This is a genomic window from Enterobacter nematophilus (assembly GCF_026344075.1).
Lineage (GTDB): Bacteria > Pseudomonadota > Gammaproteobacteria > Enterobacterales > Enterobacteriaceae > Enterobacter > Enterobacter nematophilus.
On sequence record NZ_JAPKNE010000016.1, the window covers coordinates 1 to 20170 of the forward strand.

16 protein-coding genes and 1 riboswitch are annotated in these 20170 nt (G+C 56.7%); of the genes, 5 read left to right on the top strand and 11 right to left on the bottom strand.

Going from position 1 to position 20170, the window contains the following annotated elements; translation table 11 throughout:
• Window positions 1–312: 312 nt before the first annotated feature.
• Window positions 313–1164, bottom strand: a complete 852-nt coding sequence (gene murI / locus OSH03_RS21725; protein ID WP_028014824.1) for a glutamate racemase — start codon at window positions 1162–1164, stop codon at window positions 313–315.
• Window positions 1109–2956 carry a TonB-dependent vitamin B12 receptor BtuB gene (gene btuB, locus OSH03_RS21730; protein ID WP_266180067.1) on the bottom strand — a complete coding sequence of 616 codons (1848 nt, stop codon included), beginning with the start codon at window positions 2954–2956 and terminating at the stop codon, window positions 1109–1111. Before btuB ends, murI begins: the two co-directional genes overlap by 56 nt.
• A gap of 66 nt (window positions 2957–3022) precedes the next feature.
• Window positions 3023–3198, bottom strand: a riboswitch (cobalamin riboswitch).
• 104 nt (window positions 3199–3302) lie between these two features.
• On the opposite strand from btuB, the gene trmA reads away from it, so the two are divergent.
• Window positions 3303–4403 carry a tRNA (uridine(54)-C5)-methyltransferase TrmA gene (trmA, locus tag OSH03_RS21735; RefSeq protein ID WP_061096477.1) on the top strand — a complete coding sequence of 367 codons (1101 nt, stop codon included), beginning with the start codon at window positions 3303–3305 and terminating at the stop codon, window positions 4401–4403.
• Window positions 4404–4458: 55 nt separating this feature from the next.
• On the opposite strand, the gene OSH03_RS21740 is transcribed toward trmA, so the two are convergent.
• Entirely contained in the window at window positions 4459–4818 is a 360-nt protein-coding gene (locus tag OSH03_RS21740) for a YijD family membrane protein (RefSeq protein WP_008501783.1), read from the bottom strand.
• Between the two features lie 9 nt (window positions 4819–4827).
• On the bottom strand, window positions 4828–5466 hold the full coding sequence (gene fabR / locus OSH03_RS21745) for an HTH-type transcriptional repressor FabR (protein ID WP_008501784.1): 639 nt from the start codon (window positions 5464–5466) through the stop codon (window positions 4828–4830).
• A 196-nt stretch (window positions 5467–5662) separates the two neighbouring features.
• On the opposite strand from fabR, the gene sthA reads away from it, so the two are divergent.
• On the top strand, window positions 5663–7063 hold the full coding sequence (sthA, locus tag OSH03_RS21750; protein WP_061096478.1) for a Si-specific NAD(P)(+) transhydrogenase: 1401 nt from the start codon (window positions 5663–5665) through the stop codon (window positions 7061–7063).
• Here sthA and oxyR read toward each other — a convergent pair.
• The 4 genes from oxyR to argC all read right to left on the bottom strand — a co-directional run bounded on the left by oxyR (window position 7046) and on the right by argC (window position 11546).
• Window positions 7046–7963, bottom strand: a complete 918-nt coding sequence (oxyR, locus tag OSH03_RS21755; RefSeq protein ID WP_025758848.1) for a DNA-binding transcriptional regulator OxyR — start codon at window positions 7961–7963, stop codon at window positions 7046–7048. The genes sthA and oxyR overlap by 18 nt on opposite strands.
• 347 nt (window positions 7964–8310) lie before the next feature.
• Window positions 8311–9684 (bottom strand): argininosuccinate lyase, encoded by a 1374-nt coding sequence (gene argH / locus OSH03_RS21760; RefSeq protein WP_061096479.1) that lies wholly within the window; start codon window positions 9682–9684, stop codon window positions 8311–8313.
• A gap of 74 nt (window positions 9685–9758) precedes the next feature.
• A complete protein-coding gene (argB, locus tag OSH03_RS21765; protein ID WP_090420882.1) occupies window positions 9759–10535 on the bottom strand; it encodes an acetylglutamate kinase in 777 nt (258 codons plus the stop codon).
• Between the two features lie 6 nt (window positions 10536–10541).
• Window positions 10542–11546 (bottom strand): N-acetyl-gamma-glutamyl-phosphate reductase, encoded by a 1005-nt coding sequence (argC, locus tag OSH03_RS21770; protein ID WP_151412521.1) that lies wholly within the window; start codon window positions 11544–11546, stop codon window positions 10542–10544.
• An 88-nt stretch (window positions 11547–11634) separates the two neighbouring features.
• Here argC and argE point away from each other — a divergent pair, with 88 nt between their 5' ends.
• From argE to OSH03_RS21785, 3 genes are all read left to right on the top strand, one after another.
• Complete coding sequence (gene argE / locus OSH03_RS21775) at window positions 11635–12786, top strand: acetylornithine deacetylase (RefSeq protein ID WP_266180068.1); 1152 nt, start codon at window positions 11635–11637, stop codon at window positions 12784–12786.
• A 271-nt stretch (window positions 12787–13057) separates the two neighbouring features.
• Window positions 13058–15709, top strand: coding sequence for a phosphoenolpyruvate carboxylase (ppc, locus tag OSH03_RS21780; protein ID WP_061096481.1), 2652 nt, complete (start codon window positions 13058–13060; stop codon window positions 15707–15709).
• A 94-nt stretch (window positions 15710–15803) separates the two neighbouring features.
• Window positions 15804–16652, top strand: coding sequence for a helix-turn-helix transcriptional regulator (locus tag OSH03_RS21785; protein WP_266180069.1), 849 nt, complete (start codon window positions 15804–15806; stop codon window positions 16650–16652).
• Here the strand turns inward: OSH03_RS21785 and OSH03_RS21790 are convergent.
• From OSH03_RS21790 to OSH03_RS21800, 3 genes are read right to left on the bottom strand one after another with little or no spacing between them, the layout of a single operon-like run.
• Complete coding sequence (locus OSH03_RS21790) at window positions 16639–16995, bottom strand: PTS fructose-like transporter subunit IIB (RefSeq protein ID WP_266180070.1); 357 nt, start codon at window positions 16993–16995, stop codon at window positions 16639–16641. The two genes, OSH03_RS21785 and OSH03_RS21790, sit on opposite strands and share 14 nt — an antisense overlap.
• A gap of 2 nt (window positions 16996–16997) precedes the next feature.
• On the bottom strand, window positions 16998–17873 hold the full coding sequence (locus tag OSH03_RS21795) for a [formate-C-acetyltransferase]-activating enzyme (RefSeq protein WP_266180071.1): 876 nt from the start codon (window positions 17871–17873) through the stop codon (window positions 16998–17000).
• Complete coding sequence (locus OSH03_RS21800) at window positions 17839–20133, bottom strand: formate C-acetyltransferase (protein WP_266180072.1); 2295 nt, start codon at window positions 20131–20133, stop codon at window positions 17839–17841. The genes OSH03_RS21795 and OSH03_RS21800 overlap by 35 nt, the downstream gene beginning before the upstream one ends.
• Between the last annotated feature and the right edge of the window lie 37 nt (window positions 20134–20170).

Consider the following 20170-nt stretch of genomic DNA (forward strand, 5'->3'; position numbering starts at 1 on the left):
TCGTCCGGGGACGTTAAGAATCCATGTCACTTTGAGTGCCCACACAGATTGTCTGATAAATTGTTAAAGAGCAGTTGCAACGCGGCTTTCAGCTCACCGTTGCGAGGTCCCGTATATTACGTTTTCCTCATTCAGAGTCAAGCGATTATTTTCACTTTTCTCTGTTGGCGTTCATCTCTGAACCCCGCTAACCCGGCGGCTTGCAAGCCGTTGTTCCGTGTCAGTGGAGGCGCATTATAGGGAGTTCTCAGACGTTGACAACCCCTCTTTTAAAAAAAACTTTCAACCGTCTCTTTTTTGCTCAAAACCGTGTTACAGCGCCAGTTTTTCGAGCGTTTCAAAGCCATAACGGCGTAAAACGGGTAAAAGTTGCTCAGTCTCTTTCGTGATAGCCATGCAAAACGCGATATTCGCATCGGTAGATTTCGCATCCGGCGCTTCATGCTCCAGCAGCCAGGCCGTGCGACGAGCGATCGCCGCACCAGAATCCACCAGGCGCGTCCCCTCCGGAAGCACTTCTAATAGCTCTTCCTGCAAGAGAGGGAAGTGGGTGCAGCCCAGCACAACCGTATCCGGTGGTTCGGGCATCCGCAGCCACGGACGAAGAATACGACGCAGCTCTTCGAGCGATACCGTCTCGCCGTGCAGTTTCGCTTCCGCCATCTCAACCAGCTCTGCGGAGCCAAGCATTGCAATCTGGCATTCGTTAGCAAAACGGTCGATCAGCTCGCGGGTATAAGGACGCTTTACCGTACCACGCGTGGCCAGTAACCCCACGATGCCGTTAGCCGTCAGGCGCGCGGCAGGCTTTATGGCAGGAACGACGCCCACAACCGGGAACTGGAATTTCTCACGCAGGGCGGGAAGAGAAACGGTGCTCGCCGTATTACAGGCAATTACCGCCAGCGCAAGGGGATAGCGCTTTTGTACCGCGGTGACGATTTCAACCACGCGCTCAACGATAAAGTCCTCACTCTTCTCCCCATACGGAAAAGCGACGTTATCGAAGGCGTAGATGTAATGGAGATCCGGCAGGAGATGCCGAATCTCGTCGTAGACCGAAAGCCCACCGACGCCGGAATCAAACACCAGCACGGTAGGGCGCGGATTAGAAGGTGTAGCTGCCAGACAAGGTGTATTCCCGTCCTGCAGTTTGGTAGCCATAAACTGTCTCGTAATCTTTATCGAACAGGTTGGCTATTTTACCACGAACTGTGAGGTGTGAGGTGACCGGATATGAAACTGCGACATCCCACAGGCTCACACCGCCCATTTTCACTTTCTCTGACGGATAAGAACCAAAATCAGTGTCGTAACGCGTGCCGAGATAGTGATACGTCAGGCTCCAGTCGAAATCATAGATCTGCGTATCGAGCTGATATTTCACCTGCTGCTTAGCACGACGGTCCAGAAGTTCGTTGGTTGCCGCATTGCGGGCATCCACATAGTCGTAGCCAACGGTATGCGTCAACGGACCTGTATCAAATGAAGCTGTCGCCTCCACACCCTTAATGCGTGCTTTGCCGACGTTGTAATATTCCTGAAGGTTATTATTGAAGTCGATGAGATTATCAACGTCATTACGATAGCCGGACACGCGCCAGCTCACGCCTGCCGTCAGGCCTTCAAACGCCCCTTCCCACTGCTTGCTCTCTTCAGGATCAAGGTGGTCATTGCCATAGAAGCCATAGAGTTGACCCAGATTCGGGGCTTTATAGGCCGTACCATAAGAAGCAATAAAGCGGTAACCGTCCACGAACTCCCACGCTGCACTGCTTTGCCAGGTGCCATGGCGACCAAACTGAGAGTTATCATCGCTGCGAACCGCCCCTTCCAGAGTGAAATCACCCAGCTGCTGCAGCCCGGTCAGGTAGACGCCGGTGTTACGCAGGTCGTAGCCGTTGGTCACGTAGTTTGTACCCGGCTCGGTGCTCTGCTTCTGCCAGTCAACGCCCGCGCCAATGTTCCCGTGACCCACATCAACGGAGTTGAGCCACTGGACGTTGTACTGTTTGATTTCATCCAGCGTGGCCGTCGAATCGTAACGGCCCAAATTAGGATCGTAGTTATAGTCCTTACTGTGGCTATAGCTGGTGAGCAGCTGTGAATGGAAGATATCCTCGTTGAAGCGTAATCCTGCGTCCCAGGTCTGGCTGTAGAGCTGACGGGTATCGACCAGAACGTCAGGGGTAAATGAGCTGTAGTAACCGTCATAGGCCGTACGGTTGCTGTAGCCAAAGCCGCGAACAAATCCGCTCCACTGGTCTGAGAATGCATGATCCAGCGCCCCGTAGAGCGTCTTATTCATAAAGCCGTCGCGATCGGTCTGGGCAAGGCCGCCATTATTGCCGTCCGCAACCACATCGAAACCTTTGGTATAGGTGTAATCACCCGCAAGCGTGACGCGCGTGCTGTCGCCCAGCGTTTGCTGGGTACTGCCGCCATAATTCTGGTAACCGTGCGAGCCTGCGCCGGCATTCAGCGTCGTACCATCCTTCGCGCGGGTAGTAATAATGTTGACTACACCGCCAATCGCATCCGAGCCGTATACCGCCGAACGCGGTCCACGAACATATTCGATACGCTGCACCAGAGAGATTGGGAACTGGCTGAGATCGGACGACCCCGTGACGCCCGCCTGGTTAAGGCGGACCCCGTCAACGAGAATCAGGACGTGGCTGGAGTTGGTGCCACGGATAAAGAGAGAGGAGAGTTGCCCCATCCCGCCATTTTGCGCCGTATCCACGCCGGGCAGGCGACGCATAACGTCCAGTACCGAGGTTGACTGCCAGCGGTCAATATCTGCACGCGTAACCACCGACGTTGCTGCCAGAATAGTTTTTTCAGGTTGTTCAAAACGATTTGCCGTCACCACCAACGAGTCAGCGCTATCCTGCGCCCAGCCCGAAAATGCCGTGACGGACAGCGCCGTCAACAGCGATACTTTTTTAATCATTGTTAAAGCATCCACAATATAAGAAGGATGCCGCAGGCCTCATCTATAGCACGCGATGATGAAACCAAATGCGACGTGATTCCGGCAGGTCTTCGGGCTAGGTGGCGTTATACGGATGAAGACTTCCCATTTTCACAGTGTCTACAGCTCTCATCCCGCCAGTCTTTACCGCTGCGCGTCAGCTCCAGATTTTCACTGGATTCCCTTTTCACTCTCAGGAGACCGGAAACAGAATGCTACAATTAGACACGTATAGATGTCCAGACAGCTATTGGCCATTAAATCTGGACATCCCCTGAACAATCCCTACAATCCCCGCGTAATTCTTTATCACTCAGGACGCATCATGACCCCAGAACACCTCCCGACAGAACAGTACGACGCGCAGCTGGCAGAGAAAGTTGTCCGCCTGCAAAGTATGATGACGCCGTTCAACGCGCCCGTTCCCGAGGTGTTCCGCTCCCCCGTCAGCCACTACCGCATGCGCGCCGAGTTCCGCATCTGGCACGACGGTGACGACCTGTACCACATCATTTTCGATCAGCAGACCAAATCCCGCATTCGCGTGGACAGCTTCCCGGCAGCGAGCGAGCTTATCAACCAGCTGATGACGCTGATAATTGAAGGCGTGCGCAACAATCCGGTGCTGCGCCACAAGCTGTTTCAGATTGACTATCTGACCACCCAAAGCAATCAGGCGATTGTCTCTCTGCTGTACCACAAAGCGCTGACCGACGAATGGCGCGAGCAGGCCGAAGCCCTGCGCGATGCGCTGCGCGCGCAGAACATCAACGTGCACCTGATAGGCCGCGCGACCAAAACCAAAATCATGCTGGATCAGGATTACGTCGACGAACGTCTGCCGGTGGCGGGTAAAGAGATGATTTACCGTCAGGTGGAGAACAGCTTCACCCAGCCGAACGCGGCGATGAACGTGCAAATGCTGGAGTGGGCGCTGAAGGCGACGGAAGGGTCTAAGGGCGATCTGCTTGAGCTGTACTGCGGTAACGGCAATTTCTCGCTGGCGCTGGCGCGTAATTTCGATCGCGTCCTGGCAACCGAAATCGCCAAGCCGTCGGTGGCGGCCGCGCAGTACAACATCGCCGCTAACCATATCGACAACGTGCAGATCATTCGTATGGCGGCAGAAGAGTTCACCCAGGCCATGAACGGCGTACGCCAGTTTAACCGCCTGGAAGGGATCGATTTGAAGAGCTACCAGTGTGAGACGATTTTTGTCGACCCGCCGCGCAGCGGCCTGGACAGCGAAACCGAAAAGATGGTGCAGGCGTACCCGCGTATTCTGTACATCTCCTGTAACCCGGAGACGCTGTGCAAGAATCTGGAAACATTAAGCCAGACGCACAAGGTTGAACGTCTGGCGCTGTTCGATCAGTTCCCGTACACGCACCATATGGAGTGCGGTGTACTGCTCACGGCGAAGTAATTAGCCGGCGTTTTTGGCAGGTGACGCTTCGCTTACCTGCCCTACTCAGACCTCATTACTCCGGCAGTTGACTCTTGCGGCTACGCATGCGCGAGCCAATCCAGAACACCAGCGCCACAGACAGAACAGCCGGGAAGAAGTTAGAGCCGATATCCGGATACTCCGCGCGAACCACGGTGCTATACAGCAATACGCCCAAAATAAAGCAGGCGGCGGCCAGCCCAGGTAACCCAACCGGCATGGTGCGGTTCAGGTAACGTTGATGCAGGCAGTAGACCGTCAGCACCAGCGCAATAAGCGGGAAAATCGAAAATGGAACGATGGAGCTAAAAATAGCGGCAAACGTGCCATTAATGGATAAGCCAGCGATCAATGCCAGCAACAGCGTCCCTTTATCCTGACCTGACTGTTTCATTACTCACCTTCACTCTTCGGTTTGATGTGCCAGTTTCTCTTGTTCACGGCGATACCAGTAGTACGCGCCTTTGGAGATCATCCTGAGCTGCAATACCAGTCGCTCTTCGAGCTGCTTACGCTGTTCAATGCTGACATCCAGCGCTTCGGCACCCGCGCTGAATACAATCGTCACCATCGCCTCGGCCTGTGCTTCGGTAAACGCACGCGGCATATGGTTTTCGAGTTCAAGATAGTCGGCAAGTTCCGCGATGAAGTGCTGAATTTCCCGCGCGACGGCGGCACGAAACGCCGCCGATGTGCCCGAACGCTCGCGCAGCAGCAGACGAAACGCGTTGGGGTTATTGCCGATAAATTCCATAAAGGTCGACACGGAGGTGCGGATCACGCTGCCTCCTTTGGCGATACGCTGACGCGCCTGGCGCATCAGCTGGCGTAGCATGAGTCCGCTCTCATCGACCATGGTCAGGCCCAGTTCATCCACGTCACGGAAGTGACGATAGAAGGACGTTGGCGCAATCCCGGCCTCGCGTGCGACTTCGCGCAGGCTCAAACTGGCAAAACTCCGCTCAGCACTCAGTTGACTGAATGCGGCTTCCACCAGCGAACGCCGGGTTTTCTCTTTTTGTTGTGCTCTTACGCCCATCACAATAGTTGAATCCTTCCAAAGGCCTGATGGCACTATACCAGAGAATAAAATTAATCTGTTTGCCTGGCTTTGTGAATGATTGTTTACGTGCGGTTTGTGCTCCACTGCCGGAAAAAAGCACAACGATAATTGGGTTACCCTGGTAATGATGTTATGATTCTGTTGCTTTTATGTATAAGAACAGGTAAGCCTTACCATGCCACATTCCTACGATTACGACGCAATAGTTATTGGTTCCGGCCCCGGCGGCGAAGGTGCTGCTATGGGTCTGGTGAAACAGGGAGCCAGAGTAGCGGTCATTGAGCGCTACCATAATGTCGGCGGTGGTTGCACCCACTGGGGCACCATCCCTTCGAAAGCCCTCCGCCACGCCGTTAGCCGCATTATCGAATTCAACCAGAACCCTCTTTACAGCGACCACTCCCGACTTCTTCGTTCCTCCTTTGCCGACATCCTGAATCACGCGGATACCGTTATTAACCAGCAGACGCGCATGCGTCAGGGCTTTTATGAGCGTAACCACTGTGAAATCCTGCAGGGCAACGCGCATTTTGTGGATGAACACACCCTGGCACTCGAATGCCACGACGGGTCGGTTGAGACGATCACCGCTGAAAAATTTGTTATCGCCTGCGGTTCACGCCCTTACCATCCGGCCGACGTCGACTTCTCGCACCCGCGCGTCTACGACAGCGACTCCATTCTGAGCCTGCATCATGAACCCCGCCACGTCATTATCTACGGCGCAGGGGTCATCGGCTGCGAATACGCGTCGATCTTCCGCGGAATGGATGTCAAAGTTGACCTGATCAACACCCGCGATCGCCTGCTGGCGTTCCTCGATCAGGAGATGTCAGACTCCCTCTCCTACCACTTCTGGAACAGCGGCGTGGTGATTCGCCACAACGAAGAGTACGAGAAGATCGAAGGCTGCGATGACGGTGTGATCATGCACCTGAAGTCCGGTAAGAAGCTGAAAGCCGACTGCCTGCTGTACGCCAACGGCCGTACCGGCAACACCGATTCGCTGCGGCTGGAAAATATCGGGCTTGAAACCGATAGCCGCGGCCAGCTCAAGGTCAACAGCATGTACCAGACCGCGCTGCCGCACGTTTACGCGGTCGGCGACGTGATTGGCTACCCGAGCCTGGCCTCCGCCGCTTACGATCAGGGCCGCATTGCCGCTCAGGCGCTGGTGAAGGGTGAAGCAACGGCGCACCTGATTGAAGATATTCCGACGGGTATCTACACCATCCCGGAAATCAGTTCCGTGGGCAAAACCGAGCAGCAGCTGACGTCGATGAAGGTGCCTTACGAGGTGGGTCGTGCGCAGTTTAAACATCTGGCGCGGGCGCAGATCGTGGGAATGAGCGTAGGTACGCTGAAGATCCTGTTCCACCGCGAGACGAAAGAGATCCTCGGGATTCACTGCTTTGGTGAACGCGCGGCGGAAATCATTCACATCGGCCAGGCGATAATGGAGCAGAAAGGCGGTGGTAACACCATTGAGTACTTCGTTAACACCACCTTTAACTACCCGACCATGGCGGAAGCCTATCGGGTAGCCGCGCTGAACGGCTTAAACCGCCTGTTTTAACGCGCTGTCGAAATGGCCATCCATCGCACCGCGGATGGCCTCTGCCAGCTGCTCATAGCGGCTGCGCAGCGGTGACCCCGGACGATAAACCAGGCCAATCGTGCGACGCGGCTCCGGCTTAATGCACGGCAGGTACACCACGCCATCACGCTTGCGCTCGCGCGGCACGGCCAGCGCAGGCAGCAGCGTAATACCGCTTCCCGCCGCCACCATATTACGCAGCGTTTCCAGGCTGGTTGCGCGGAAATGGGTATCTTCATCGGCACCCGCTTCGAAGCAGAAACCCATCGCCTGATCGCGCAGGCAGTGGCCGTCTTCCAGCATCAGCAGCTTTTCACCGGCCAGATCGGCCATCGGTACCCGATCGCGGTTCGCCCAAGGGTGATCTTCATAGATCGCCAGCATCATCGGCTCATCGAATAGCGGCACTTCGATAAAGGCTTCGCTCTCTTTCACCAGCGCCAGAATGGCGCAGTCGAGCTTGCCGCTATCTAACTGCGCCAGCAGCTGATGGGTTTGCGCTTCATGCAGGTACATTTCGAGTTTCGGGAACGTCTGGTGCAGCATTGGAATGATATGCGGCAACAGGTACGGGCCAACGGTTGGGATCAGGCCAATATGCAGCGGGCCGGACATCGCCTCCCCCTGCTGGCTTGCCATTTCCTTGAGCACTTTGACCTCGCGCAGCACGGTGCGCGCCTGATCCACCAGCAGCAGACCGGCCTGGGTGAACAGCACCTTACGGCTGGTGCGCTCCAGCAGCATCACGCCCAGCTCGTCTTCCAGCTTGCGGATCTGGCCGCTCAGCGTCGGCTGGCTGACGTGGCAGGAATCTGCCGCGCGGCGAAAGTGACGATGCTCGGCTAACGCTACCAGGTATTCAAGATCACGAATATTCATTATTCATCCTCCGTCGCCACGATAGTTCATGGCGATAGATAGCATAGCAACGAACGATTATCCCTATCAAGCTTTCTGTTGAATAATACACCACATAGACGAGGCGGCCCGTGTTTGACCCTTGACGTCCCCGCACCGTCATCGAGTTTCTCTCAAAACTCGAACAACTAAAGCCAACGTGAACTTTTGCGGACCCCGTGGTCCGCTTTTTTTTGCTTAAAAAAAAGCCCGAGGTAAAAGCAAAATGGCAACCGAAGTTGCCATTTTTAGTGTTTGCTCCCTCTCCCCGTGGGAGAGGGCCGGGGTGAGGGCACCAGCCCGCACTATTCAAACCAAATCAAACCAAATCAAACCAACCGGTTTTTCGCATCCGCAATCGCCTGCGCCACCTGCTTCGGCGACACTCCGCCTTTCGCAGCACGTTTATCCAGGCAGGACTGCAGCGCCAGAATCGGATACACATCATCTCCAATCACCGCGCTGAACTTTTGCAGATCGGCAAGCGCCAGATCTTCCAGCGGCTTACCCTGACGAATGGCCTCCACCACCGCTTCGCCCACAATATGGTGCGCTTCACGGAACGGTACGCCCTTCGCGACAAGGTAGTCCGCCAGCTCGGTGGAGTTGGCATAGCCCTGCTGCGCCGCTTCCTGACAGCGAGGACGTTTCACCTGAATGCCGTCCAGCACCAGCGCGCCCATGTGCAGACAGTCCAGCCAGGTGTCGAGCGCGTCGAACAGCCCTTCTTTGTCTTCCTGCATATCTTTGTTGTACGCCAGCGGCAGCCCTTTCAGGGTCATCATCATGCCGGTCAGCGCGCCCTGCACGCGGCCACACTTGCCGCGGATCAGCTCCAGCGCGTCCGGGTTTTTCTTCTGCGGCATCAGGGATGAGCCTGAGGTCACGCGGTCGGACAGCTCAACGAAGCCCGCTTCGCCGGAGTTAAAGAAGATCAGGTCTTCGGCAAAGCGCGACAGGTGCACCATACCGATAGAGGCATTGGAGAGCAGCTCCAGCACGTGGTCGCGGTCAGAGACGCTGTCCAGGCTGTTGCGGGTTGCCGAGGCAAAGCCCAGCCAGCCCGCCAGCTGCTCGCGGTCGATTTCATACGCCGTACCGGCCAATGCGCCGCTGCCCAACGGGCTGACGTCCAGACGCTTCAGGGTATCCTGCAGACGGCTTTCGTCACGCGCCAGCATCTCAACGTAGGCCAGACACCAGTGCGCAAAGGTCACCGGCTGGGCGCGCTGCAGGTGGGTATAACCCGGCATCACCGCGTCCTGATTGTTCTGCGCGGTCTCTACCAGCGCACTTTGAAGCTGACGGTTGGCTGCCAGCAGCTCGCCAACGGTCTCTTTACACCACAGCTTCAGGTCGGTGGCGACCTGGTCGTTACGGCTACGGCCGGTGTGCAGCTTTTTACCCAGCTGGCCGACTTTGTCGATCAGCTTGCCTTCTACCCAGCTGTGAATATCTTCAGCATCGCTCTGCAGGATTTGCTGCGGATCCAGCCGCACCTCTTCCAGCAGGTTGTTCAGCGCCTCTTCCAGCTGCTGCTGTTCGTCCGCGGTCAGTACGCCAACGGTCACCAGCGCTTTGGACCAGGCCACAGAGCCGACAATATCCTGTTCGGCCAGGCGGTAGTCGAAGCGCAAAGAGTCGTTGAACTGTTTGAACCGCTGATCCGCTGCCTGTGTAAAACGCCCACCCCAAAGTGCCATAACATCGTTCCTTTATTCGTTAGTTCCGCCGGGTGGCGCTGCGCTTACCCGGCCTACGGTCATTCAATAAAAACTTACGCCAGAATACGCGTGCCAATCGGCGTGCCGTTAAACAGCGCCGGAAGCTGCTCCGCGTGACGCCAGGAGGCAATATCCACCGGGCGGCCCAGCGTGCGCGCCGCATCCAGCGCGGCGTTCACTTTGACGATCATGCCGTCGGTAATAATGCCCTGAGCGATCAGCTGCTCGGCTTTCTCTGCCGTCATTTCCGCAATGCGCTGGCCTTTGCCGTCCAGAATGCCGCTCACGTCGGAGAGCAGGATCAGGTCCGCGCCCAGCGTGGCCGCCAGGGCAGTTGCCGCCTGGTCCGCGTTGACGTTCATCAGCTCGCCCTCTTCGGTCACGCCGATAGAGCTCACCACCGGCAGGAAACCGCCTTCAAGCAGGGTGTTAATCAGCTTAGGCGAACCTGGCTGCGCCAGTCCAACGTGGCCGAGCTCTTCGTCGAGCTGGGTCACTTTTACGCTGTCGCCGTCGCCCAGGTAGAGGCCAACGGAAGCAATATGGTGTTTCTTCGCCCACGCCAGCAGCGTTTTGTTCGCCGTGCCCGCCAGCGCGCCGGTGATGATGTCAATCTGGTCAGCAGGGGTGACGCGCAGGCCGTTCTTCTTTTTCACCGGCAGGTTGAGCCCTTTCATCAGCTCATCCACCACGCAGCCGCCGCCGTGCACAATCACCAGCGGACGCTGGTGCGATTCGCGATAGTTCACCAGCGCGGTAAACAGACGCTCCAGCGCTTCTTCGCTGTCCAGCAGTACACCACCGAGTTTGATAATTAATGGGTTCATCATCACACCTTAAATAAGAGCCTGCGTTTCAGGGAAGCCGAAACGAATATTTGCACACTGCATTGCCTGTGCGGCAGCGCCTTTGAGTAAGTTATCTTCCGCGGCGACCACAATCAGATGCTCGCCCTGTACGGCAAAGCCGATATCGCAGAACGGCAGGCCGACCACGTTTTTCAGCGCCGGCACGCCTTTGTCGTAAAGACGCACCAGCGGTTTATCCGCATACGCCTGCGTGAAGGCCTCGCTCACCTGCTCTTTCGTCACGCCAGGCTTCAGGCGGCAGGTAATGGTTTCGAGGATCCCACGCGGGAAGCTGCCCAGGTGCGGGGTAAAAATCACCTCCGCGCCCAGATGGGTGGTGATTTCAGGGTGATGGCGGTGATTAAACACGCCATACGGCTGAAGGCTCACTTCGCAGAAGCTGTTGGAGATAGCGGCCTTGCGCCCTGCACCGCTCACGCCGCTGGTGGCGTTGATCACCGGCCACTGGCTCAGATCCAGCAGGCCCGCGTCGATCAGCGGCTTCAGGGAAAGCTGCGCCGCCGTCGGGTAGCAGCCCGGCACGGCAATCAGATTCGCTTCTTTCAGTTTATCTGCGCTCCACTCCGCCAGGCCGTACACCGCTTTTTCAAGCAGATCCGGGTGCTGATGGGTGAAGCCGTAATATTTTTCGTAAAACGCGCCGTCGTTAACGCGGAACGCGCCGGAGAGGTCGAAGACCACGCAGCCGGCCGCCAGGAACTGCGGCGCCAGGTCGTGGCTGACCTCGTGCGCGGTGGCTAAAAACACCACGTCGACGCCGTCGGTAAACTCGCTGATGTCAGACATGGGCTGTAAAGGCAGATCGACAATGCCCTTAAGCTGCGGATGCAAATCGGAAATTAACTTTCCTGCATCATTGCTTTGCGCTGACACGGTCAAAGCGGTTATGGTCATATGAGGGTGGCGATTTACGTAGCTTACAAGCTCTGCGCCCGCATAACCGCTAGCGCCTACAATCAGCGTATTCAACATCGGGTTCCTTTATGCTCAACGTTAATGTATTTTTATTCACATTTATTGCATGAATATTGATACTATCACGACCTAAGGTGTGTCAACAATGAAAATGAACTTACCGCCATTTATCGAGATCTACCGCGCCCTGATTGCCACACCGTCCATCAGTGCGACCGAAGAAGCGCTGGATCAGAGCAATGAGTCTTTAATCAATCTGCTGGCGGGTTGGTTTAGCGATCTTGGGTTTAATGTTGAGGTTCAGCCCGTCCCCGGAACCCGCCACAAATTTAACCTGCTCGCCAGCACCGGAACCGGCGCCGGCGGCCTGCTGCTGGCTGGCCATACCGACACCGTACCGTTTGACGATGGCCGCTGGACGCGCGATCCCTTCACCCTGACCGAGCATGACAACAAGCTCTACGGTCTGGGCACCGCCGACATGAAAGGCTTCTTCGCCTTTATCCTCGACGCGCTGCGTGACGTGGACGTGACGAAGCTGAAAAAACCGCTTTACATCCTGGCGACCGCCGATGAAGAGACCAGCATGGCGGGCGCGCGCTACTTCTCTGAAAACACGTCGATTCGCCCGGATTGCGCGATCATCGGCGAGCCAACCTCCCTGCAGCCGATTCGCGCGCACAAAGGCCATATGTCTACCGCCGTGCGCGTGCTGGGCCAGTCCGGCCACTCCAGCGATCCGGCGCGCGGCGTGAACGCCATCGAGCTGATGCATGACGCCATCGGCCGCATCATGACCCTGCGCGACGACCTGAAAGAGCGGTATCACTACGAGGCGTTTACCGTGCCGTATCCGACCCTGAACCTCGGTAGCCTGCACGGCGGCGATGCGTCCAACCGCATCTGTGCCTGCTGCGAACTGCATATGGACATCCGCCCGCTGCCGGGCATGACGCTTAGCGATCTCGATGGCCTGCTTAACGAAGCGCTGGCGCCGGTAAGCGAGCGCTGGCCTGGCCGCCTGACGGTCTCCGAACTGCATCCGCCGATTCTAGGCTACGAATGCCCGCCGGACCACCAGCTGGTCGAAGTGGTGGAAAAGCTGCTCGGCGAGAAAACCGACGTGGTGAACTACTGCACCGAAGCGCCGTTTATTCAGACGCTTTGCCCGACGCTGGTCCTTGGCCCTGGCTCGATCAACCAGGCCCATCAGCCGGATGAATATCTGGAAACCCGCTTCATCAAGCCAACCCGCGAACTGATAACCCAGGTTGTGCATCACTTCTGCTGGCATTAAAACCGCACCGAAGAGTCCCCTCTCCCTGTGGGAGAGGGTTAGGGTGAGGGCAACAAATCGCATGATCTCCGTCACATTCCCATAAGCATCTCTTATCTGACGCAATGCGAATTAAATTTCGTAAATTGCCCGCATTTATTCGTTTGCTGAACCGTTTTCGCAGCAATTGACGACGGGGGTTTTACGTGGCTTTATAAAGGGAGATGACAAAATAATGTCCAGAAGATTTTCGCCTGGGCATAAACAAAAATGATGGGGTGACTGGGTTTTTATGAACGAACAATATTCCGCGTTGCGTAGTAATGTCAGTATGCTCGGCAAAGTGCTTGGAGATACCATCAAAGATGCGTTGGGTGAGAACATCCTCGACCGCGTTGAAACCATCCGCAAGCTGTCTAAATCTTCCCGTGCCGGTAACGAGGCCAGTCGTCAGGAGCTGCTCACCACCTTGCAGAACCTCTCAAACGATGAGCTGCTGCCCGTTGCCCGCGCTTTCAGCCAGTTCCTGAACCTGGCAAACACCGCTGAGCAATACCACAGCATTTCGCCAAACGGCGAAGCGGCCAGCAACCCGGAAGTCATTGCCCGCACCCTTCGTAAACTGAAAGACCAGCCAGACCTCAACGAAGCCACCATCAAAAAAGCGGTGGAGTCCCTTTCGCTGGAGCTGGTGCTGACCGCACACCCAACCGAAATTACCCGTCGCACCCTCATCCACAAGATGGTGGAAGTGAACAGCTGCCTCAAGCAGCTGGATAACAAAGACATTGCCGACTACGAGCGCAACCAGCTGATGCGCCGTCTGCGCCAGCTGATTGCGCAGTCCTGGCATACCGATGAAATTCGTAAGCATCGCCCAAGCCCGGTCGACGAAGCCAAATGGGGCTTTGCTGTGGTGGAAAACAGCCTGTGGGAAGGGGTGCCTAACTACCTGCGCGAGCTAAACGAACAGCTGGAAGAGAACCTCGGCTACCGCCTGCCGGTCGACTTTGTTCCAGTACGTTTCACCTCCTGGATGGGCGGTGACCGCGACGGCAACCCGAACGTGACCGCGGAAATCACCCGCCACGTCCTGCTGCTGAGCCGCTGGAAAGCGACCGACCTGTTCCTGAAGGATATTCAGGTGCTGATCTCTGAGCTGTCGATGGTTGAAGCGACGCCGGAACTGCGCGCGCTGGCCGGCGAAGAAGGTGCCAGCGAGCCGTACCGCTTCCTGATGAAAAAGCTACGCGGTCAGCTGATGGCCACCCAGGCCTGGCTGGAAGCGCGCCTTAAAGGCCAGCGCCTGCCGAAGCCGGAAGGTCTGCTTAGCCAGAACGAACAGCTCTGGGAGCCGCTGTACGCCTGCTATAAATCACTGCAGGCCTGCGGCATGGGCATCATCGCCAACGGCGAACTGCTCGATACCCTGCGACGCGTGAAGTGTTTCGGCGTGCCGCTGGTGCGTATCGACGTGCGTCAGGAAAGTACCCGCCACACCGAAGCGCTGGGCGAACTGACCCGCTATCTCGGCATCGGCGACTATGAAAGCTGGTCCGAAGCCGACAAGCAGGCGTTCCTGATCCGCGAGCTGAACTCCAAACGCCCTCTGCTGCCGCGCAACTGGGAGCCAAGCAACGATACCCGCGAGGTGCTCAACACCTGTAAAGCGATCGTGGACGCGCCGAAAGGATCGGTGGCCGCCTACGTGATCTCCATGGCGAAAACCCCGTCCGACGTGCTGGGCGTTCATCTTCTGCTGAAAGAAGCGGGTATCGACTACGCCCTGCCGGTCGCTCCGCTGTTTGAGACCCTCGACGACCTGAACAACGCCAACGACGTCATGACCCAGCTGCTTAACATCGACTGGTATCGCGGCTTTATTCAGGGCAAGCAGATGGTGATGATTGGCTATTCCGACTCCGCGAAAGATGCGGGCGTGATGGCGGCGTCCTGGGCACAGTATCAGGCTCAGGATGCGCTGATCAAAACCTGCGAGAAAGCCGGTATTGAGCTGACCCTGTTCCACGGTCGCGGCGGCTCCATTGGCCGCGGCGGTGCGCCTGCTCACGCGGCGCTGCTCTCTCAACCACCGGGAAGCCTGAAAGGCGGCCTGCGCGTCACCGAGCAGGGCGAGATGATCCGCTTTAAGTACGGCCTGCCGGAAGTGACCATCAGCAGCCTGTCGCTCTATACCAGCGCGATCCTGGAAGCGAACCTGCTGCCGCCGCCGGAGCCAAAAGCGTCCTGGTGTCATATCATGGACGAGCTGTCTGATATCTCCTGCGATCTGTACCGCGGCTACGTGCGTGAAAACAAAGATTTTGTCCCTTACTTCCGCTCGGCAACGCCTGAGCAGGAGCTGGGTAAACTGCCGCTGGGCTCGCGTCCTGCCAAGCGCCGCCCGACCGGTGGCGTAGAATCCCTGCGCGCGATTCCATGGATCTTCGCCTGGACGCAGAACCGCCTGATGCTGCCCGCCTGGCTGGGTGCCGGTGCGGCGCTGCAAAAAGTGGTGGAAGACGGCAAACAGAACGAACTGGAAACCATGTGCCGCGACTGGCCGTTCTTTTCTACCCGTCTGGGTATGCTGGAGATGGTCTTCTCGAAAGCCGACCTCTGGCTGGCGGAATACTACGATCAGCGTCTGGTGAAACCAGAGCTGTGGGCGCTGGGCAAAGAGCTGCGCGAGCTGCTGGAAGGCGACATCAAAGTGGTGCTGGACATCGCCAACGACTCGCACCTGATGGCGGACCTGCCGTGGATCGCCGAGTCAATCCAGCTACGTAATATCTACACCGACCCGCTGAACGTCTTGCAGGCCGAGTTGCTGCACCGTTCGCGTCTGGCGGAAGAGGAAGGTAAAGAGCCGGATCCGCGCGTTGAACAGGCGCTGATGGTAACGATTGCGGGCGTTGCGGCGGGTATGCGTAACACCGGTTAATGCTTACGCCCGGCGGCGCTGCGCTTGCACGGGCCTACGACAGGTAGGCCGGGTAAGCGCTAGCGCCACCCGGCAGATCCCTGGTATCCACACCATGCACCACGACATTACCCGCATCCTGACTGACCTGATCAACGGCACAACGCCGCTGCGTCAGGTACACTTTGCAAACCCAGCCATCTCCGCACCCGACCTTGCCTTACAGGTTGATTTCCCACGTCTGGAGATCGTGCTCGAAGGCTCGGTGAAAGACCAGGCAGCTTCCGTTTTACAGCAGGGTGATGTTTTATACGTCCCGGCTGGCGGCTGGAACGATCCGCAATGGCAAACGCCCGCGACGACGTTGAGCATCCTGTTTGGTAAACAGCAGCTTGGGTTTAGCCTTTTGCACTGGGATGGTGTTGAAGTGCGTAACCTGGCAAAGCAGCACGTTGCTCGCCGTGGCCCCCGCATTGGCTCGTTCCTGCTACAGACGCTTCATGAAATGCAGATGCAGCCGCACGAGCAGCAAACCGCACGGCTGATCGTCGCCAGCCTGCTTAGCCACTGCGTTGACTTGTTAGGTAGTCAGATCCAGACCGCCTCACGCAGCCAGGCCCTGTTTGAAGCCATTCGCGTTTATATTGATGAACATTATGCGACCCCGCTAACCCGGGAATCCGTCGCCCAGGCGTTTTATATCTCTCCGAACTATTTATCGCATCTTTTTCAGAAAACAGGCGCGGTAGGTTTTAATGAATACCTGACCCACACACGGCTGGAGCACGCGCGTCAGCTGCTGAAAGGGTATGATTTAAAGGTGAAAGAAGTGGCACATGCCTGCGGATTTGTCGACAGCAACTACTTCTGCCGCTTATTCCGTAAAAACACGGAACGCTCGCCGTCAGAGTACCGTCGCCAGTATCACAGCCAGCTGACGGGGAAAGCGGTCAGTCCAGAATGACCTGAGTGTGCTGCGGCGCGGATAACATTTTACGCACCGCCCCCATCACCCTCTGAGGGTCACGTAAAAAGGCGTTAATCCCGCACTTCACGTAGCGCGTATGTTCGAAACGTTCACTGCCCGCCAGTTCGATATCAGTAATCAGCAATACGACATCTGCACGGCGAATGTCGTCTTCAGAGAGCTCGCTCTCAACGCCCAGCGCTCCCTGCGTCTCAATGTTAACGCTCCACCTCTCCTGCTGGCAGAGCTTTTCCAGCCGTTCTGCAGCCATATAGGTATGTGCAACGCCACTGACGCACGCGGTCACCGCCACCAGATGACGTCCCGTTATCACTGTCATGTTCAGCCTCCCACGGTAACGTTGAAACCTTTGCGTTCTGCCAGCCGACGCATCGCTGACATTTCATCTTCTGTCGGAGGGATCGCTTGCCGCATTCCCCACTCTCGCCCTAGCAAACGGTATTTTGGCTCCCCATACTGATGGAAGGGCAATAAATGCAGCTGCCGTATTCCTGAAGGTAGCAGGAAAGCCAACACGCGCGCCATGTTCGTTTCGTTGAGCGTATAGCCAGGAATAAGCGGGACGCGGGGAATCACGTTTATCCCGTCAGCCGCCAGCTGGCGGAAATTATCCAGCACTCTGGGAAGATTCATTACCACAATTGATTGGGCCAGCTCCGTGTCCATGATCTTCAAATCAAACAGCACTTCATCACACTGGCGGGCCAACGGCATTAATCGGGACAAAGGGGCATCGCCTGCCGTCTCGATGGCCGTATGTACGCCAAAACGACGCAGCCTCTGTAGAAACCTTGTCGCGAAAGGCGCCTGCAGCAACACTTCCCCACCCGACAGCGTTACCCCACCTCCCGAGGAACGAAAGAAGACATCGTCTTTCATCACCTCGCGTTCAAGCTCGTCCAGCGTCACGTCGCGTCCGATGCGCTCAAACGCGCCGGAAGGACATTCATCCACATCACGCAGGCAGGGTGTGCAGTGCAAACATTTACTCTCCCGGCGAACCGTCTCAATTTTCGGCGAGATAGACTCCGGGTTGGCACACCACGGGCAGCGGTGAGGGCAGCCTTTAAAAAAAACTACCGTACGAATGCCGCGACCGTCATTCAAGGAGTAGCGCTGAATATTGAAAATACGCGCCACGTCGACGCGCGTTTCCACGACGTCACAGCTGATGCGCGGTGCGGCGGATAATGTCATCCTGGATCTCCTTCGATAACTCAACAAAGAAGGCGCTGTATCCGGCTACGCGTACCACCAGCCCGGCAAAATCCTGCGGACGCTGCTGCGCTTCACGCAGTGTTTCCGCGTTCACCACGTTGAACTGGATATGCTGCAACTTAAGCTGGGTGAAGGCGCGAAGAAAATCCGCCAGCTTTTGTAGTCCGGCATCGCCTTCAAGCGTCGCTGGGGTGAATTTAACGTTTAGCAGCGTACCGTTAGATAGCAGATAGTTATCCAGCTTACTCACCGATTTGAGGACTGCGGTTGGGCCCTGCATATCCTGCCCAAGCATCGGTGAGAGCCCGCCGTCCGCCAGTTGCTCACCGGCAAAGCGTCCATCCGGTGTTGCCCCCACCACCGCCCCCAGCGGCACGTGTGCCGATACGGTATAAGAGCCCGGCGTAAACTGCCCGCCGCGCGGGTTACGGTATTTTTCGACCTCTTTACAGTAGTGGCGCAGCAGTTCCGCGCTGATGTTGTCGACATCATCGATATCATTGCCGTACTTTTCGAAGCGATTGATCAGCCTTGCACGCACCTTTTCGCCCTCCGGGGTGGCAAAGTTCGCTTTTAACACGGCTAAGAGCTCATCAAAACTTAAGCGTTGCTGTTCAAAGACCAGCCCTTTCAGGGCGTGCAGTGAATCACTCAGGTTGGCTATTCCAATCCCCTGTACGCCAGAGAAGTTATAGCGCGCCCCGCCGTCGGTAATATCTTTCCCGGATTCAAGACAATCGCTTATGAATGAAGAGAGTAACGGCACAGGTGCCCAGTCACGATGGCCGATATCGCAGATGTTGCTCCCCTCGACCATCAGCGCAATATAGTGATTAATTTTGGCGCGAATATGTTCCAGCAAACCTCCATAACTCAGCGCTGCGTTGCCTTCGTTCTCCTGCATCGCGATTTCCATCACTTTCAGCAGGTTAAACATCGCGATATCGTGCAGACCGTAGGTTTTACCGGGAATCGACAGCTCAACGCAACCGACGACAGCGTAGTCGCGCGCGTCCTCCAGCGACACGCCGCGATTCAGGAAGGCTGGCACCACCACTTCATCGTTAAAGATCTGCGGAATACCCGTTCCCAGGCGGATTGTCTCTGCGGTTTTAAGCAGGAAAGGCCTGTCGATCAGTTCGTTAACCCGCACGCCGAGGTTCGGTTGAGGAAGCTGAACGCTCTGGTAGGCATCCAGGCACAGGAAGGAGAGCACGTTTACCGCGCTACGGCCGTTCTCCGTCAGGCCGCCTAACAATGCGGTATACCCGGTCGGGAAGCCGGCGAAATAGCGGGCGCTGCTGGTCGAGCGTAAAAGCACCACGTCATTGCATTTCACCCACAGCGATTCCAGGATCTCTTTCAGGAACGCAGGCTCTTCGCCCCGTGAGAGCGAGGCCTGATAGAACGGCAGCATATACTGGTCAAAGCGCCCAATGGAGAGCGAACTGGCGTTGGATTCGTACTGCAAAATCACGTTCATGTACCAGAACAGCTGACACGCCTGCCAGAACGTCTGTGGCTTGTGCTGCGCGTTGTGCCGCGAGATGTCGGCAATTTTAAGTAATTCTTCACGCCGTAAAGCGTCACTGCTGGCAGCCAGCTTTTCAGCCAGTAATGCATAGCGCAGTATATGACGCTGAGAAGCCTCAAGCAGGATCAGCGCCGCAGCATAGAAGGTGTTATGGGGATCGCGGGCGCAGTGTTCACGCAACTCCTCCACCAGCGCGCCCAGGCCATTATTGAGCAGGCGCGGATAATCAATAATGATATGCCCCTGCCCTTTATCCGTCTGGTTGACGCTAAAAATCTGCGTCCCTACCGCGGTTTTCACCTCATCCGTCATCTGGCTGTTGATGAAATCCTTCATCGACCGGTTTTCCCAGTACGGATACAGCACGTCACGGTAGGTCTGCTTATCCTCATCGCTGATTTCAAAGCGATCCTGCGGACGCGTCGCGAACCGATCCAGCTCTTTAAGCAGCCAATACGGGTCCATCTCCGGAGACATAATCCCTGCTCGCGGTTTAACGGTGCGGTTCCCGGCAATCAGCTCCTCATCACGAATCGCGATTTTTACATGGTCGAGTATGTACGCCGTCGCTTTCGCACGCCGGATAATTACCGGCTCGCCTTCCGTCTGTTGGTGGCTGGCGGTGTAGAGCAAAGCACGCTCAAGCGAGATCTCGCGCGGGCTGGCAAAAAGGGCGTCTTTCAAACGCTGGGTACGATTCGTCATGAGGGAACTCCTGTAACGGTAAAACGAGCCCGCCCCG

Bases quoted from the DNA above. Each gene is read 5' to 3' on its own strand.
- murI (WP_028014824.1), bottom strand. From the start codon at position 1,164: ATGGCTACCAAACTGCAGGACGGGAATACACCTTGTCTGGCAGCTACA.
- btuB (WP_266180067.1), bottom strand. From the start codon at position 2,956: ATGATTAAAAAAGTATCGCTGTTGACGGCGCTGTCCGTCACGGCATTT.
- trmA (WP_061096477.1), top strand. From the start codon at position 3,303: ATGACCCCAGAACACCTCCCGACAGAACAGTACGACGCGCAGCTGGCA.
- OSH03_RS21740 (WP_008501783.1), bottom strand. From the start codon at position 4,818: ATGAAACAGTCAGGTCAGGATAAAGGGACGCTGTTGCTGGCATTGATC.
- sthA (WP_061096478.1), top strand. From the start codon at position 5,663: ATGCCACATTCCTACGATTACGACGCAATAGTTATTGGTTCCGGCCCC.
- oxyR (WP_025758848.1), bottom strand. From the start codon at position 7,963: ATGAATATTCGTGATCTTGAATACCTGGTAGCGTTAGCCGAGCATCGT.
- argH (WP_061096479.1), bottom strand. From the start codon at position 9,684: ATGGCACTTTGGGGTGGGCGTTTTACACAGGCAGCGGATCAGCGGTTC.
- argB (WP_090420882.1), bottom strand. From the start codon at position 10,535: ATGATGAACCCATTAATTATCAAACTCGGTGGTGTACTGCTGGACAGC.
- argC (WP_151412521.1), bottom strand. From the start codon at position 11,546: ATGTTGAATACGCTGATTGTAGGCGCTAGCGGTTATGCGGGCGCAGAG.
- argE (WP_266180068.1), top strand. From the start codon at position 11,635: ATGAAAATGAACTTACCGCCATTTATCGAGATCTACCGCGCCCTGATT.
- ppc (WP_061096481.1), top strand. From the start codon at position 13,058: ATGAACGAACAATATTCCGCGTTGCGTAGTAATGTCAGTATGCTCGGC.
- OSH03_RS21785 (WP_266180069.1), top strand. From the start codon at position 15,804: ATGCACCACGACATTACCCGCATCCTGACTGACCTGATCAACGGCACA.
- OSH03_RS21790 (WP_266180070.1), bottom strand. From the start codon at position 16,995: ATGACAGTGATAACGGGACGTCATCTGGTGGCGGTGACCGCGTGCGTC.
- OSH03_RS21795 (WP_266180071.1), bottom strand. From the start codon at position 17,873: ATGACATTATCCGCCGCACCGCGCATCAGCTGTGACGTCGTGGAAACG.
- OSH03_RS21800 (WP_266180072.1), bottom strand. From the start codon at position 20,133: ATGACGAATCGTACCCAGCGTTTGAAAGACGCCCTTTTTGCCAGCCCG.